Here is a 14,999-nt window from a genome sequence, read left to right as displayed (position 1 = left end):
AAGGAGCAACCGAAACCATGGCGGTTTCCGTAACCCTTCCGGCGCTCGGTGAGAGCGTCACCGAGGGCACTGTCACCCGCTGGCTGAAGGCCGAGGGCGAGCGCGTCGAGGCCGACGAGCCGCTGCTCGAGGTCTCGACCGACAAGGTCGACACCGAGATCCCCTCGCCCGCCTCCGGCGTGCTGGCCTCCATCAAGGTCGCCGAGGACGAGACCGTCGAGGTCGGCGCCGAGCTGGCCGTCATCGACGACGGCTCCGGCGCCCCCGCGGCCGCTCCGGCCCCCGCCGCTGCCGAGGCCCCGGCGCGCCGCCGAGCCCGCCTTACCGCGGTCGCCGAGGCCCCCGCGGCTCCGGCCCCCGCTGCCGCCGCTGCTCCGGCCGCCCCGGCCGGTGGCGCGACGGGCACGGACGTGGTCCTGCCCGCGCTCGGTGAGTCCGTCACCGAGGGCACCGTCACCCGCTGGCTGAAGTCGGTCGGTGACTCCGTCGAGGCCGACGAGCCGCTGCTCGAGGTCTCCACCGACAAGGTCGACACCGAGATCCCGGCGCCCGCCTCCGGCGTGCTGCTCGAGATCGTGGTGAACGAGGACGAGACCGCCGAGGTCGGCGCCAAGCTCGCCGTCATCGGCGCCCCGGGTGCCGCGCCGGCCCCGGCCGCTCCGGCCCCCGCCCCGCCGCCGCTGCCCCGGCCGCACCTGCCGCCCCGGCTCCGGCTCCGGCCCCGGCGCCCGCCGCTCCGGCTCCGGCGCCCGCTCCGGTCGCCGCCGCCCCGGCGCGCCGCCCCGGCCCCGGTCACCCCGGCCCCCGCCGCCGCTCCGTCCGCCGCCCAGGCGACGGACGAGGGCGCGTACGTCACCCCGCTGGTGCGCAAGCTCGCCGCCGAGAACGGCGTCGACCTGGCCACCGTCAAGGGCACCGGCGTCGGCGGCCGCATCCGCAAGCAGGACGTCATCGCCGCCGCCGAGGCCGCGAAGGCCGCCGCCGCCGCTCCGGCCCCGGCCGCCGCCCCGGCTGCCGCCGCCGCCAAGAAGGCCCCGGCGCTGGAGGTCTCCCCGCTGCGCGGCCAGACCGTCAAGATGCCCCGCATCCGCAAGGTCATCGGCGACAACATGGTCAAGGCGCTGCACGAGCAGGCCCAGCTGTCGTCGGTCGTCGAGGTCGACGTCACGCGCCTGATGCGGCTGCGCGCCCAGGCCAAGGACTCCTTCGCCGCACGCGAGGGCGTCAAGCTCTCCCCGATGCCGTTCTTCGTCAAGGCGGCGGCCCAGGCGCTGAAGGCCCACCCGGTCATCAACGCCAAGATCAACGAGGCCGAGGGCACGATCACCTACTTCGACACCGAGAGCATCGGTATCGCGGTGGACTCCGAGAAGGGCCTGATGACCCCGGTCATCAAGCACGCCGGCGACCTCAACATCGCGGGCATCGCCAAGGCCACGGCGGAGCTGGCCGGCAAGGTCCGCGCCAACAAGATCACCCCGGACGAGCTGTCCGGCGCGACCTTCACCATCTCCAACACCGGTTCGCGCGGCGCCCTGTTCGACACGATCATCGTGCCGCCGGGCCAGGTCGCGATCCTCGGCATCGGTGCCACGGTCAAGCGTCCGGCCGTCATCGAGACCGAGGAGGGCACGGTCATCGGCGTCCGCGACATGACCTACCTGACCCTCTCCTACGACCACCGCCTGGTCGACGGCGCCGACGCGGCCCGTTACCTGACGGCGGTCAAGGCGATCCTGGAGGCGGGCGAGTTCGAGGTCGAGCTGGGCCTCTGAGCCCGCTGAGCCGTCTGCCAGTACGGCACCCCGTCCGGAGTCTTCCGGGCGGGGTGTTCGTGTTTGTGGGCACACGTTGCGTGTAAGCCTCGTCTCACCTGCGCAAAAGCACCCCCGCACGCCCTACCCGCGGAGCGAACCCGCCGTATTGTCTAAACGTCAGCCCTCCCTAAGGAGCCCAAATGACCGCGCCCGTCGTCCACTCGCTGCGCGAACAGATCCGCGAGCACATCGTGGAGGGAATCGTCAGCGGGCGCTGGCAGCCGGGTGAGCGGATCGTGGAGCGGCGGATCGCCACCGAGCTGGAGGTCAGCCAGACCCCGGTCCGTGAGGCCCTGCGCGAGCTGGAGTCGCTGCGCCTGATCGAGTCCGCGCCGAACAAGGGCGTCAGGGTGCGCAGCCTGACCGCGGCCGACCTGGAGGAGAGCTACCCGGTCCGGGCCGGTCTCGAGGCCATCGCGGCGGAGCTGGCGGCCGACCGCCTCGCCGAGGACTGCTCGGCCCTGGAGCCGCACGTCCTGGCCCTGTACGAGGCCGACCGCGAGGCCGACGGCACGGCCCAGGTCCGCCACACGGTCGGCTTCCACCGCGAACTCGTGCGCGCCGCGCACAACTCTGTGCTCCTGCACACCTGGGAAGGGCTCGGCATCGAGGTCTTCACGGCGCTGTCCATCCGCTGGCTGGGCACGGTCCAGCAGTCGTACGCCGAGGAGCACGAGGAGCTGGTGCAGGCCTTCAAGCGCCGGGATCCGCGGATCGCGGAGCTGGTGAAGGCCCACGTCCTCGGCTGCGCGCCGCGTCCTTAGCCGACTGTGGCACCGGTGAGTAGAGTCACGCTCAAACGTGGCTCGACCTGCGAAAACGTGCCTCAGAACCGACACTCGGTGCCCCAATCGGAGGCACCGCGTGCCGACTTTCTCGTAATCGAGAGGTTTTGCCCGTCAACCCTTTGATCGATCATCGATCAGGGAGTTACAGTCGCCGACGGACTTCCACCGAAGTTCCAGCCCTGTCCTGCCAAAGACCTAGGGCACCCCCGAACCCTTACCGATGAGGGAACCCCCTTCGACTGAGGAAGGCGGCGACATGACCGACCCCAACGCCATCCAGCCGAGCGCGCTCGACCAGCTCCCCGACCGTGACCCGGAGGAGACCGCCGAATGGCAGGCCTCCCTCGACGCCGTCACCAGGGAGGCCGGGCCGCACCGCGCCGCGTACCTGATGCGTCGCACGCTGGAGCGCGCCGAGGCGGGCGGCATCGCGCTGCCGAAGCTCCTCGAGACGGACTACGTCAACTCCATCCCCACCTCCGCCGAGCCGGCCCTGCCCGGTGACCCGGAGATGGAGGCCCGGATCACGGCCTGGAACCGCTGGAACGCGGCCGCGATGGTGACCCGTGGCGCCAAGCACGGCGTCGGCGGCCACATCGCCACCTTCGCGTCGGCGGCCTGGCTGTACGAGACCGGCTTCAACCACTTCTTCAAGGGCAAGGAGGGCGACGGTTCCGGCGACCAGCTGTACATCCAGGGCCACGCCTCCCCCGGTATCTACGCCCGTGCCTTCCTCGACGGCCGCCTGACCGAGGCGCACCTCGACAACTTCCGCCAGGAGGCCGGCGGCAACGGTCTGCCGTCGTACCCGCACCCACGCCGGCTGCCCTGGCTGTGGGAGTTCCCGACGGTGTCGATGGGCCTCGGCCCGCTCTCCGCGATCTACCAGGCGCGCTTCAACCGCTACCTGACCAACCGCGGCATCAAGGACGTCTCCGCCTCACACGTGTGGGCGTTCCTCGGCGACGGCGAGATGGACGAGCCGGAGTCGACGGCCGCACTCGCGCTCGCCTCCCGCGAGGGCCTCGACAACCTGACCTTCGTCATCAACTGCAACCTGCAGCGCCTCGACGGCCCGGTCCGCGCCAACTTCAAGATCGTGCAGGAGCTGGAGGCCCAGTTCCGCGGCGCCGGCTGGAACGTCGTCAAGACGCTGTGGGGCTCGGCCTGGGACGAGCTGTTCGCCCTCGACACCACGGGCGCGCTGGTACGCCGGCTGCGCGAGGTACCGGACGCGCAGGTCCAGACGTACCAGACCCGCGACGCCGCCTACATCCGCGCCGACTTCTTCGGCAAGGACCCGGCGCTCGCCGAGATGGCGAAGCTGCTGAGCGACGACAAGATCCTCGAGTGCTTCCACCTCTCGCGCGGCGGTCACGAGGCCCGCAAGGTCTACGCCGCGTACAAGGCCGCCGTCGAGCACAAGGGCGCGCCGACCGTGATCCTGGCCCAGACGGTCAAGGGCCACACCCTCGGCGACGGCTTCGCGTCGAAGAACGCCAACCACCAGATGAAGAAGCTCTCGGTGGACGAGTTCAAGACGATGCGCGACCTGCTCGAGCTGCCGATCAAGGACAGCGACTTCACCGACGGCGTGGTCCCCTACGGCCACCCGGGCGCCGACTCCCCCGAGGTCCGCTACCTCCAGGAGCGCCGCGCGGCCCTCGGCGGCCCGGCCCCCGCCCGCCGTACGCACGCCCTCGCCCCGCTCCCCGCTCCCGCCGAGAAGGCCTTCGCCTCCTTCGACAAGGGCTCCGGCTCGCAGAACGTGGCGACGACGATGGCCTTCGTCCGCCTGGTCAAGGACCTGGTCCGCGACAAGGAGACGGGCAAGCGCTGGGTGCCGATCGTCCCGGACGAGGCGCGCACCTTCGGTATGGAGAGCCTCTTCCCGTCCCTCGGCATCTACTCGCCCAAGGGCCAGACGTACGAGCCGGTCGACCGCGACCAGCTGATGTACTACAAGGAGGCCAAGAACGGCCAGATCCTCAACGAGGGGATCACCGAGGCCGGTTCGATGGCCGACTTCATCGCCGCTTCGTCGTCGTACGCGACGCACGGCGAGGCGATGATCCCCTTCTACATCTTCTATTCGATGTTCGGCTGGCAGCGCACCGCCGACCAGATGTGGCAGCTCGGCGACCAGCTCGGCCGCGGCTTCCTCGTCGGCGCGACGGCGGGCCGTACGACCCTCACCGGTGAGGGCCTCCAGCACGCCGACGGCCACTCCCCGGTGATCGCGGCCACCAACCCGGCGTCGCTGACGTACGACCCGGCGTTCGCCTACGAGATCGCGGTGATCGTCCGTGAGGGTCTGCGCCGGATGTACGGCGAGGCCAAGCCGGGCGAGGACCAGAACGTCTTCTACTACCTGACGGTCTACAACGAGCCGCTGCCGCAGCCCGCGAAGCCGCAGGGCCTCGGCATCGACGAGGGCATCGTCAAGGGTCTGTACCGCTTCAACACCGCCGAGTCCGCGGGCCTGTCCCCGGCCGCCAACGCCGCGCGCATCCAGCTGCTGGGCTCCGGTACGGCGATCCACTGGGCCCTCGAGGCGCAGAAGCTGCTCGCCGAGGAGTGGGGCGTGGCCGCCGACGTGTGGTCCGCGACCTCCTGGACCGAGCTGCGCCGCGACGCGATGGACGCCGACGCGGCCCTGCTGCGCGGCGAGGAGCGCGTGCCGTTCGTCCGCCAGGCGCTGCAGGGTGCCGAGGGCCCGGTGCTCGCGGTCTCCGACTACATGCGCCAGGTCCCGGACCAGATCGCGCAGTGGGTCGAGCAGGACTGGTCCTCGCTGGGCGCCGACGGCTTCGGCCTGTCGGACACCCGCGACGCCGCCCGCCGCCACTTCGGCGTCGACGCCGAGTCGATCGTCGTCGCGGCCCTGGCCCAGCTCGCCAGGCGCGGCGACGTCAAGGCCACCGCGGTCAAGGAGGCCCGGGAGAAGTACGGGCTGTAAGCACTGAGGTGCCAGGAAGGGGTACGGCGACTCGCCGTACCCCTTCTTCGTCGTCTTCGTCGTCTTCGTCGTCTTCTTCGTCGTCCCGGCTTTGTCGGTGGCCCCCGGCATGATGAAGAGATGCGCGCCGCTCGTCTCATCAAGATGGTGCTCCTCCTCCAGTCCCGGCCCGCCATGACCGCGGCCGAGCTGGCCCGGGAGCTGGAGGTCTCGGAGCGGACGGTCACGCGGGACGCACAGGCGCTGTCGGAGGCGGGGGTGCCGGTGTACGCGAACCGCGGGCGGGCCGGCGGGTACCGCCTGGTCGGCGGGTACCGCACGCGGCTGACGGGGCTGGCCCGGAGCGAGGCGGAGGCGCTGTTCCTGAGCGGGGTACCGGAGGCGCTCAGGGAGATGGGCCTGGAGGACGCCGCCGACGCCGCCCGGCTGAAGGTGTCGGCCGCGCTGCTGCCCTCGCTGCGGGACGCCCCGGACAGCGCGGCCCAGCGGTTCCACCTGGACGCGCCGGCCTGGTTCCGGGAGCCGGAGACGCCCGCGCTGCTGCCGGCGGTGGCCGAGGCGGTGTGGGACGACCGGCGGATCCGCGCGGTCTACCGGCGCGGGGAGGGCACGGTCGAGCGGGAGCTGGAGCCGTACGGGCTCGTGCTGAAGGCGGGGGTCTGGTACCTGTGCGCGCGGGTGGCCGATGGGGGTGCCTTCCGGACGTACCGGATCGACCGGTTCGACGCCGTGGACCCGCAGGCGGAGCGCTTCACCCGCGATGCGGACTTCGACCTGCCGGGCCACTGGGCCGGGCAGGCCGAGCGGTTCGCGCGCTCGATCCTGCGCGCCGAGGCCGTCGTACGGCTGTCCCCGGAGGGTGTACGCCGGCTGCGGTACGCCGTCGATCCGACGGCCGCGCGTGCGGCGCTCGGCGACGCGGGTGAGCCGGACGGCGAGGGCTGGGTGACGGTGACGCTGCCGGTCGAGTCCGAGGAGGTCGCGTACGCACAGCTGACGGCTCTCGGCGCGGAGGCCGAGGTGCTGGCGCCGCAGGGCCTGCGGGAGCGGTTCGCGGCGGACGCGGCCCGGCTCGCCGCGCGCTACGGCCGCGGGAGCGCCGGATGACGCGGGCCCGGCGGTCGTACGGGCCGCCGTGGACCGCGGCGGCACCCCGCGGTGCGCCCCGGCACCGCACGCGGTCCGCCGGATAACGATCCGCCGTACTCCGGCGCAGTCCGCGTGCGTCGCACCGGCCGAGGCCCGATGCTGGTGGCGTGATGGACGAGACGGAGTTCTGGGAGCTGATCGACACCAGCCGCGAGGCCGCCGAGGGCGATCCCGAGGAGCAGGCCGACCTGCTCGTGGACCGGCTGCTGCAGCGGGACCCGGACCTGGTGCTGGACTTCGCCCGTCACTTCGAGGCCCGCTACAACCGCGCCTACCGCTGGGACCTGTGGGGCGCCGCCTGGGTGCTGCTGGACGGGGCCAGCGACGACGCGTTCGACTTCTTCCGGTGCTGGCTGATCGGCCAGGGCCGGGAGGTCTTCGAGGGCGCCCTGCACGACCCGGACTCGCTGGCCGAGCTGCTGGGCGAGTTCGACGAGGAGATCGACGGCGACGGCGAGGAGCTGGGCTACGCGGCCGACGAGGCCTACGAACAGCTGACCGGCACCGTCGCACCCGACCTCGGCATCGCCCCGGCGCCCGCCGAGCCGGAGGGCACCTCGATCGACTTCGAGAACGAAGCTGTCCTCGCGGAGCTTTATCCCAAACTCTGGGATCGTTTCAAGGGCTGATTCCTCCTCGGAATTCGACCGAAAACATTCGCTCGAGGTCCGCCGAGGCTCCTCGATCCCCGCTGAGCTGGGGATTCAACGGTCACCCCGGTATCTCGCGCCCCAGGGGACACACCGTCAGAAAGCGCGCGCACGGGGCGCGTTCCACGTCCGGTGTGCGCCGGAGGTAGGCTGAGCGCATTCCACAGGGCAGCCAGGTAGCAGGCCGCCCGGAGCAGGTTGCCACCTGGCAGACTGCCACCGGGCCATCTGCCAGGTGGCGGCTCGAAGTCACCCTCGACAAAGAATCGGGACCGCGAGGAGATGACATCGAAAGATCCGGCTCTGGAGCGGCGCAGGGTGCGTCTGGCGCTGCGCACCTTCCGCAATGACGCGCGCTTCAGTCAGCCCGAGGTGGCCGAACGGCTCTCCTGGTCGCCCTCCAAGGTGATCCGGATCGAGGGCGGCTCCGTCGGGGTGTCCGTGACCGACCTGCGCGCCCTTCTCGATCTCTACGGCGTCACGGACGAGACCGTCCGCCGGGACCTGGAGCAGGCCACCCGGGAGAGCCGGCGGCCGCCGTGGTGGCATCCCTTCCGGGACGTGGTGAGCCCTCAGTTCGCGGTGTACTTGGGGCTCGAGGGCGCGGCGAGCGAACTGTCCGCCTACGACCCGACGCTCGTCCCCGGCCTGCTCCAGACCGAGGGATACGCCCGCGCGCTGTTGTGCGACCTGCCGGACGAGCAGACCGACGCGATCGTACGGCTGCGGGCCGAGCGGCAGCGGCGGCTGCTGCGGCAGGCGGGCGGGCCGCGCCTGCGGTTCCTGCTCGACGAGGGGGCGCTGCGCCGCTGGGTCGGCGGGGCGGCCGCGATGCGGGAGCAGCTCGCCCGGCTGAAGTCCGACGCCGCCCTTGCGCACGTGGAGCTGAGCGTCGTCCCCTTCACCCGGGGCGCGCACCCGGTGCTGCGCACCGGCTCGATCGCGCTGACCTTCCGGGACGGCGACGACGTCCTGTTCGTGGAGGGCCCGAACGGCGCGCTGACCACGCGTGACGACCAGCAGGCGGTCGACGAGTACCTGGCGAGGTTCGAGGAGTCCCGCAAGGAAGCGGTCTCCGGGGCCGACGCGGTCGCGTTCATCGACGAGGTGCTGGGCCAGTACCCGTCCTAGCAGTTCCCACCGGACTGGAGACAGTCGGGCAGAGATCGGAGAGGGCCCGTGGCGGGTGTGCTCACCTGGATACGGCAGTGGCGGGCAGGCAACGGCGCCCCCCGCCCCGGCACCCCTGTGCCGGATCCCACTTCGCCCCCGGCCGGACAACAGCCGGGGACAACCGGACAGCCGGCACCCGAGGACGACCCCGAGGACCCGGCCGGGCCCCGGAATCCGGGGCGGGAGCCCGATCCGGCCGATGCCGCCGGCGCGGGCACGAACAGCCCCTCCGGCACGGCGAGTTCGGACGCATCGGGCGCATCGAACGGACCGAGCGGGACCAACAGCGCCAACGGAACCAACGGATCAGCCGGCCCGAGCGGCTCGGCCGGGCAGGCCGCGACCGGCGCAACCGGCGGGACGGACGCGGCGAGCGGTTCCCCTGCGGTCGATGGATCGCGGACCCTTGCCGAGACAGGGGGGCCGGGCGGGGCGTTGGAGCCGATTCAGCCGACGGTGGTCATCACCGGGAGCGGGACCGGCGGCGCGACCGGCGGCGGCTTCCCGGCCGGCCCCCGGCGCGGCATCGACATCCCCACGCCCCGGGAGGTCCTGACGGACCGGCCGCCCACGGCCGGCGACCTGGTGATGTTCCTGCAGACCGCGGTCCTCGGCTCCACGGCCGCGCTGCTCAGGTTCCTCGCCGCCCTGGTGGGCATCGCGGTGGTGTTCCTGCTGGTGTACGGGGGCGCGACACTCGTGGCCATCGCAGTGCACGCCCTGGTGCACTCGTTCGCCCCGCACTCCACCCCGTCGCTGGCCACCATGGAGCGCAGCGGGTGGATCCTCGGCGGCACCGGCACGGCCGCGTTCGGTGGTCTGCAGATACGCCGCCGGCTCAGGAACCGTCGGCAGGCCCCCGTCACTCCCCCGGCCGGAACCACTCCGTCAGCTGCGGAAAGCGGCGAGCCGCGGCCGTAGTCCCGCGGTCGAGCAGCACGCCCGCGACGACCGCCGTCACCGTGCCGGACAGCGCCCACACCCAGGGCCGCAGCGCCGCCGTCACCGCCAGCGAGAGGAGGACGCCGACCAGCGTGGCCGCGCCGCCGGAGACGACGAAGACCACGACGACCAGCGGTGCCAGTGGCAGGAGCGCTCTGCCGCGTGGCCGTGCCGCGTGCACGACCGCGAGCGGCGTCTCAGCGGATTCCCCCATCTCGCCCCCACGTAACCGAACACGTAGCTGAAATGGACTCTGGCCGTGATGCGGATACCGTCTCACTGCTGGGCCCAATCGAACCACAGCCGCCCCCCGTCCCTGATCTTGGCCCCGCCCCGTGGCCGGAAGTCGCTTGTCATCCGGGCTCCTTCGGCTGCATCGACCCCATCGGGGTTCTTCCGCATAACGCCCCCAGGAATGCCCGCCAGGCCGGCCCCCCGACGGCGACGACATGCGTGTGCGGACGATGGGACTCCCGCACTCGGACTCCCCCGCCCGTCATGGCGACCTCCACGCACTGATACGGGTCGCACGCACTGCTCCGATGCCAGTCGAGCCCGAGCAGATCCCCCTCGCCCACCCCTGACTACCTCTCACCATGCGGTCGGGTAAGACCGATCGGTGCGAGAGACGCGCGCGCCTGGAAACCCCCGTATTTCCCGCTTTCGCCGGTCCGCACGCACCGTACCGCACGCGCGCGAACGCCCGCAGGAGGACGGCGGGAGTGGCCAGTGCGCGGCACCAATCCGACCGCCGGTCACACACTCCTGCCCCACTTTTGCCCTGAAAGGGTAGGCTCTCCGAACCCGCCGCGCCAAGTTGCAAACAAGCCCGATCGCCTTGTCACACAAGGGACTTGGGGCCTTCGTGGGCCGGGATGTGCAGCGGCGGCGCCGCGTTGGCCCGGTCGAGCGCGGACGCCGTACCGGCGGCCGGGCCCACCACGACCGCGGCGATGACGCAGACCACGGTCCAAGGGCTGCGCGCCGCCCGTCCCCACAGGGAGACGGGCGCGGACCCGGACTGCTGGGAGTGCTCGGTGTGGTGTTCCTGTCGCTGTGTACGACCGCTCATCGTCGCCCCGCCTCCGGTCGGCTCGCTGTCGTGCCCGACGGTAGGACGCGCGGCTCGGAGAAGGCTGCGGGACGGCTATGAGGTCCCTGTGGACGACGTGGACGGCTTGGGAGCCGTGGACGGCTTGGGAGCCGTGGACGGCTTGGGAGCCGTGGACGGCTTGGGAGCCGTGAACGGCTTGGGGGTCATGGTCGGCTTGGGGGTCATGGCCGACTTGCGGGGTGCGGACGGCGTCGGGGCCGGGGAGGGCGTACGCGGAATGCGGCCCTGGAGGCGGGCGGCCGCCTGGCGGATCTCGGGCAGGCGGGCGGTGAGGGCGGCGCCGGGGCAGCTGGTCATGTAGCCGGCGTCATGGCCGGCCAGCGTGGGCAGCGTGGCGGTGGTGCCGGCCTTGTAGCGGCTGTGGCTGCTGCTGGAGAGCAGGCGGACCCTGCCGCGCGGGTCGACACCGGCGAGGCCCAGCTTCCAGGCGGCCAGGGCGGCGATCGCGTCGGTCATGGCCTTGGGCACCTCGGCGCCGGCGGTGAAGGTGCCGAGAGCGGCGATCCCGGCGGTGCGGTGGTTGAAGCCGAGGGTGTGGGCGCCGATGACGGGCCTGTCGACGCCTCCGGCGCGGCCCTCGTAGATGGTGCCGCAGCGGTCGACGATGAAGTTGTAGCCGATGTCGTCCCAGCGGCGGTCGCCCCTCTGGCCGGCGTACAGGCGGCGGATGATGGCGGGCGCCTCGGCACAGTCGTAGCCGCCCGGCGAGTCGGTGTGGTGGATGAAGATGGCGACCACCTTGTCGTCGTAGCGCGGGGGCGGCTGATTGCGCCCGGTGGTGCCGTCCAGCCAGACGGACCTTGGCACGATGTGCGGGCGGACGGCACGGTAGGCCGTGGTGGCCGGGCCCTCACCGTGCCGGTTGAGCCGCGCCGCGGCGGTCCCGTCGGCCCCCCGGGCGAACAGCACCAGCGCGAGCAGGGCGCAGACCCCGGGCACGCACCCGATCAGCACCAGCAGCGGACCGGGGACCCGGACGCCCCACCGCCGCCGCGAGGGGACGCTCCACCGCCGCCGCCACGGGACGCCCCACCGCCGCAGCCAGGGGACGCTCCACCGCCGCAGCCATGACCCGAATGGCCCAGTCGGACCAGTCGGACCAATCGGAGCGGAGGGAACCCCGGGAGCCTCTGGCGCCTCTGGCGCCTTTGAGGGTGCGGACGCCGGCTCGGACACCGCGGACGCCACGGCGGTCCCCTGCGCCCCCTGCGCCCCCTGTACCTCGAGCAGTGGTTCCTGCGCCCCCGGTACGCCCGGTCCGCGCAGTCCGCTGGGCCTCTTCGGCCCGCTCGCTCTGCTCGGTCTTCTCATCGATCTTCGGACAGCACGCATGGTCCTACTCTCAAGCCGACACGCCGTGCCCGCGATGTGCGCTGTGCCACCCGGTGGAACCATCGTCCTGGTCCGGGACGTTTCTGGGGGTACACGCACACGTGGCCGGCTCGCCGCGCGGTGGCCGCTCAGGTGTGGGTGACTGATCACCGGGCCCGTCCCGTCCGTACTGAGGGGTCCGAGAGAAAGGCGGCTCCGTGGACCTGCTCGACCTGGTGCTTGTGCTGGTGATCCTCGTCTATGCGGCGTCCGGTTACCGACGCGGACTGGTGGCCGGCTGTGTCTCGCTGGCGGGGTTCGTCGGCGGCGCCGTCATCGGCGTGTGGGTGCTGCCGTGGGTGACCGGCCTGGTGGCGCGCGGCACGGCGACGGCGACGGTGCTCGCCGTGCTGACGGTGCTGGTGCCCGCGGTGGTGGGGCACGAGCTGGCGGGCCGGCTGGCGCTGCGGCTGCGCGGGGAGCTGGACCGGGGCCCGCTGCGGGTCGTGGACGGGATAGGCGGCGCCGCGGCCAACTCGGTCGCGGTGCTGATCGTGGCCTGGGTCGCGGCGAGCGTGCTGGGCGCGGCCCCGTCGCAGGCGCTGACGACCGCGATACGGAACTCGACGCTGCTGGGCGCGGTGCAGCAGGCGATGCCGGACACGACGCCGGCGTGGTTCTCGCGGGCCACGTCGGCGCTGACCGAGGCGGGTTTCCCGCAGGTCTTCAACCCGTTCGAGAACGAGTCGACGGCCCGGGTGGCCCGTCCCTCCGGCGACAGCGTGACCCCGGCCGCGACCAGCGCGGCGAAGCTGAGCACGGTGAAGATCGAGGGCATCTCGGGCAACGAGGGCCGCGAGGGCAGCGGCTTCGTGTACACCTCGCAGCGTGTGATGACCAACGCGCACGTGGTGGCGGGCATCGCCCACCCGAGCGTACGGATCGGCGGGGTCGGGCGGTCGTACGACGCCCGGGTGGTGCTCTTCGACCCCGACCGGGACGTGGCCGTGCTGTATGTGCCGGGCCTGAGCGCCCCGGTGCTGCGCTTCGACACGAGCGCGGCGCGCGGCGACGCGGCGGTGGTCGCGGGCTATCCGCAGGACGGCGGCCTGAACCTGCAGGCGGCGACGGTGGCGAGCCGGGTGCTGGCGACCGGGCAGAACATCTACAACGACCGCTCGGTCACCCGGGACATCTACTCGATCCGCTCCACGGTCCGCCCGGGCAACTCCGGCGGCCCGCTGCTGACCACGCAAGGCAGGGTGTTCGGCGTGGTCTTCGCCCGCTCCACCTCGGATGCCGAGACGGGGTACGCGCTGACGGCGGCCGAGGTGGCGGGCGACGCACAGCGCGCGGCCACGGCGACGACACCGGTTGACACGGGCCAGCTCGTCAGTTCCTAGACGTCACCGATGCCGCTGCTGTCACTCCCTGTTGCTCCAGCCACTGCCGCTGTCACAGGCCTCAGAGCTTGCGGCCCATGAGCACGTCGTCGACGTAGGCGCCGTCGAGGAGGAACTCCTCGGGCTGTACGCCCTCGACGGCGAACCCCTCGGACTCGTACAGCGCGCGGGCCGGGGCGTTGTGTCCGAGCACGCGCAGGCTCAGCCGCCGCGCTCCGCGTCCGCGCGCCTCCTCGACGGCGGCCCGGACGAGGGCGCGCCCCACGCCCCGCCCGCGCGCCTCGTCGGCGACGGCGAGGCCCTGGATCTGCAGGACGTGTGCGTTGGAGGCGAGCGGGGTCGGGCGGGCGAGCCGGATGTAACCGACGACCCGGCCGTCGGCCTCGGCGACCAGGTAGTCCTCCGGGAGGTGGCGCTCGTCGAAGAACGGCGCCTCGGGCGCGGGCGAGACGGCGTGCAGGGTGGACCAGGTGGCGCGGTCGAGGAGGGCGAGGTCCGCCTCGTCGTCGGCCACGGCGATGCGTATGTACGGCTCCGGCATGACGATCACCCTATGGCGGGCGGTCGCACCGCTCGAAGGGGTTTTGGCGCGGGTACGGGCATGCTGGGGCCATGGAACGTATGCGAATCGCGGTGGCGGGTGCGTCCGGGCTCATCGGCAGCGCCCTGGTGCGGTCCCTGACGGCGGACGGCCACGAGGTCGTACGGCTGGTGCGCCGGGCGGCGGCGGGGCCGGGCGAGGTCTGCTGGGATCCCGAGGGGCAGTACGTGGACGGGGCAGGGCTGACCGGAGTCACGGCCGTGGTCAACCTGGCCGGTGCCGGGATCGGCGACCGGCGCTGGACACCGCAGTACAAGCGGCTGCTCCGGGACAGCCGGGTGCTGGGCACGGCCGCGCTGGCGGAGACGGTGGCCGCGCTGCCCGAGCCGCCGCGGGTCTTCGTCTGCGGCAGCGCGATCGGCTTCTACGGCGACACCGGCGACCGTGCGGTGGACGAGGAGGCGCCACCGGGCGACGGGTTCCTGCCGGGGCTGTGCGTGGAGTGGGAGGAGGCGGCGGCGCCCGCGCAGGAGGCGGGCGTACGCACGGTGTTCGCGCGGACGGGGCTGGTGGTGGCGCGGGGCGGCGGGGCCTGGGGGCGGTTGTTCCCGCTGTTCCGGGCGGGACTCGGCGGCCGGCTCGGCGACGGGCGGCAGTACTGGTCGTACATCGCGCTGCACGACGAGGTCGCCGCGATCCGGCACCTCATCGACACCGAGACCCTGTCCGGGCCGTTCAACCTGACGGCTCCGCAGCCGCTGACGAACCGTGAGATCACCGCGGCGATGGCCCGCGTGCTGCACCGGCCGACACCGTTCGCGGTACCGGCGCCGGTGCTGCGGGCGGTGCTGGGCGAGATGGCCGGGGATGTGCTGGGCAGTCAACGGGTGCTGCCCACACGGCTGTTGGAGTCGGGGTTCCGGTTCGCGTTCCCCGGCATCGACGAGGCGATCCGGGCGGCCTGACGCACGCCGTCCCGGCGAACTGCCGTACGCGAGGAATGTTCTGCGACCTCTTGTGACCGTATGCGACCTCCATGCGACCGTGCCCTGTTCATGCGCGACTGTTCATGACCGATCACGGCCCTAACCTCGAGCCGAACTCGGGTATCCCTGGAGCCTGTTGGGGGCATGACGTCTCCACCGGCCGCGC

General features: G+C 72.5%; 13 protein-coding genes and 1 pseudogene. 9 read left to right on the top strand and 5 right to left on the bottom strand.

Annotation, left to right across the window (positions count from 1 at the left end; translation table 11 throughout):
- Window positions 1–17: 17 nt before the first annotated feature.
- From sucB to A6P39_RS29795, 7 genes are all read left to right on the top strand, one after another.
- A complete protein-coding gene (sucB, locus tag A6P39_RS29825; protein ID WP_275883922.1) occupies window positions 18–1,775 on the top strand; it encodes a 2-oxoglutarate dehydrogenase, E2 component, dihydrolipoamide succinyltransferase in 1,758 nt (585 codons plus the stop codon).
- Window positions 1,776–1,957: 182 nt separating this feature from the next.
- Window positions 1,958–2,581: a GntR family transcriptional regulator gene (locus A6P39_RS29820; RefSeq protein ID WP_067053168.1), complete on the top strand. Its 624-nt coding sequence runs from the start codon at window positions 1,958–1,960 to the stop codon at window positions 2,579–2,581.
- Between the two features lie 280 nt (window positions 2,582–2,861).
- The gene (gene aceE / locus A6P39_RS29815; RefSeq protein WP_067053165.1) at window positions 2,862–5,564 is read left to right on the top strand and encodes a pyruvate dehydrogenase (acetyl-transferring), homodimeric type; all 2,703 of its coding nucleotides are present in this window, start codon (window positions 2,862–2,864) and stop codon (window positions 5,562–5,564) included.
- 120 nt (window positions 5,565–5,684) lie between these two features.
- On the top strand, window positions 5,685–6,671 hold the full coding sequence (locus A6P39_RS29810) for a helix-turn-helix transcriptional regulator (RefSeq protein ID WP_067053162.1): 987 nt from the start codon (window positions 5,685–5,687) through the stop codon (window positions 6,669–6,671).
- 152 nt (window positions 6,672–6,823) lie between these two features.
- Window positions 6,824–7,342, top strand: a complete 519-nt coding sequence (locus A6P39_RS29805; RefSeq protein ID WP_067053159.1) for a DUF4240 domain-containing protein — start codon at window positions 6,824–6,826, stop codon at window positions 7,340–7,342.
- Window positions 7,343–7,645: 303 nt separating this feature from the next.
- The gene (locus A6P39_RS29800) at window positions 7,646–8,494 is read left to right on the top strand and encodes a helix-turn-helix domain-containing protein (protein ID WP_067053157.1); all 849 of its coding nucleotides are present in this window, start codon (window positions 7,646–7,648) and stop codon (window positions 8,492–8,494) included.
- 48 nt (window positions 8,495–8,542) lie between these two features.
- The gene (locus A6P39_RS29795) at window positions 8,543–9,457 is read left to right on the top strand and encodes a hypothetical protein (protein WP_275883921.1); all 915 of its coding nucleotides are present in this window, start codon (window positions 8,543–8,545) and stop codon (window positions 9,455–9,457) included.
- On the opposite strand, the gene A6P39_RS29790 is transcribed toward A6P39_RS29795, so the two are convergent.
- The 4 genes and pseudogenes from A6P39_RS29790 to A6P39_RS29775 form a co-directional block, all read right to left on the bottom strand.
- Window positions 9,399–9,692, bottom strand: coding sequence for a hypothetical protein (locus tag A6P39_RS29790; protein ID WP_159396168.1), 294 nt, complete (start codon window positions 9,690–9,692; stop codon window positions 9,399–9,401). The genes A6P39_RS29795 and A6P39_RS29790 overlap by 59 nt on opposite strands.
- Before the next feature lie 139 nt (window positions 9,693–9,831).
- The gene (locus A6P39_RS29785) at window positions 9,832–10,056 is read right to left on the bottom strand and encodes a DUF397 domain-containing protein (RefSeq protein WP_079133704.1); all 225 of its coding nucleotides are present in this window, start codon (window positions 10,054–10,056) and stop codon (window positions 9,832–9,834) included.
- Window positions 10,057–10,319: 263 nt separating this feature from the next.
- Complete coding sequence (locus tag A6P39_RS29780; protein WP_067053149.1) at window positions 10,320–10,550, bottom strand: hypothetical protein; 231 nt, start codon at window positions 10,548–10,550, stop codon at window positions 10,320–10,322.
- A gap of 261 nt (window positions 10,551–10,811) precedes the next feature.
- A pseudogene (locus A6P39_RS29775) lies at window positions 10,812–11,546 on the bottom strand (peptidoglycan recognition protein family protein); the annotation flags it as partial.
- Between the two features lie 575 nt (window positions 11,547–12,121).
- On the opposite strand from A6P39_RS29775, the gene A6P39_RS29770 reads away from it, so the two are divergent.
- The gene (locus tag A6P39_RS29770) at window positions 12,122–13,306 is read left to right on the top strand and encodes a MarP family serine protease (protein ID WP_067053147.1); all 1,185 of its coding nucleotides are present in this window, start codon (window positions 12,122–12,124) and stop codon (window positions 13,304–13,306) included.
- A gap of 61 nt (window positions 13,307–13,367) precedes the next feature.
- Here A6P39_RS29770 and A6P39_RS29765 read toward each other — a convergent pair whose 3' ends face one another.
- The gene (locus A6P39_RS29765; RefSeq protein ID WP_199840964.1) at window positions 13,368–13,847 is read right to left on the bottom strand and encodes a GNAT family N-acetyltransferase; all 480 of its coding nucleotides are present in this window, start codon (window positions 13,845–13,847) and stop codon (window positions 13,368–13,370) included.
- 71 nt (window positions 13,848–13,918) lie between these two features.
- On the opposite strand from A6P39_RS29765, the gene A6P39_RS29760 reads away from it, so the two are divergent.
- Window positions 13,919–14,812 (top strand): TIGR01777 family oxidoreductase, encoded by an 894-nt coding sequence (locus tag A6P39_RS29760; RefSeq protein ID WP_067053139.1) that lies wholly within the window; start codon window positions 13,919–13,921, stop codon window positions 14,810–14,812.
- Window positions 14,813–14,999: the final 187 nt, after the last annotated feature.

The sequence above is a fragment of the Streptomyces sp. FXJ1.172 genome, assembly GCF_001636945.3.
Lineage (GTDB): Bacteria > Actinomycetota > Actinomycetes > Streptomycetales > Streptomycetaceae > Streptomyces.
Note: the sequence above shows the minus strand (reverse complement) of the source record. Positions and strands in the feature narration are given on the sequence as shown.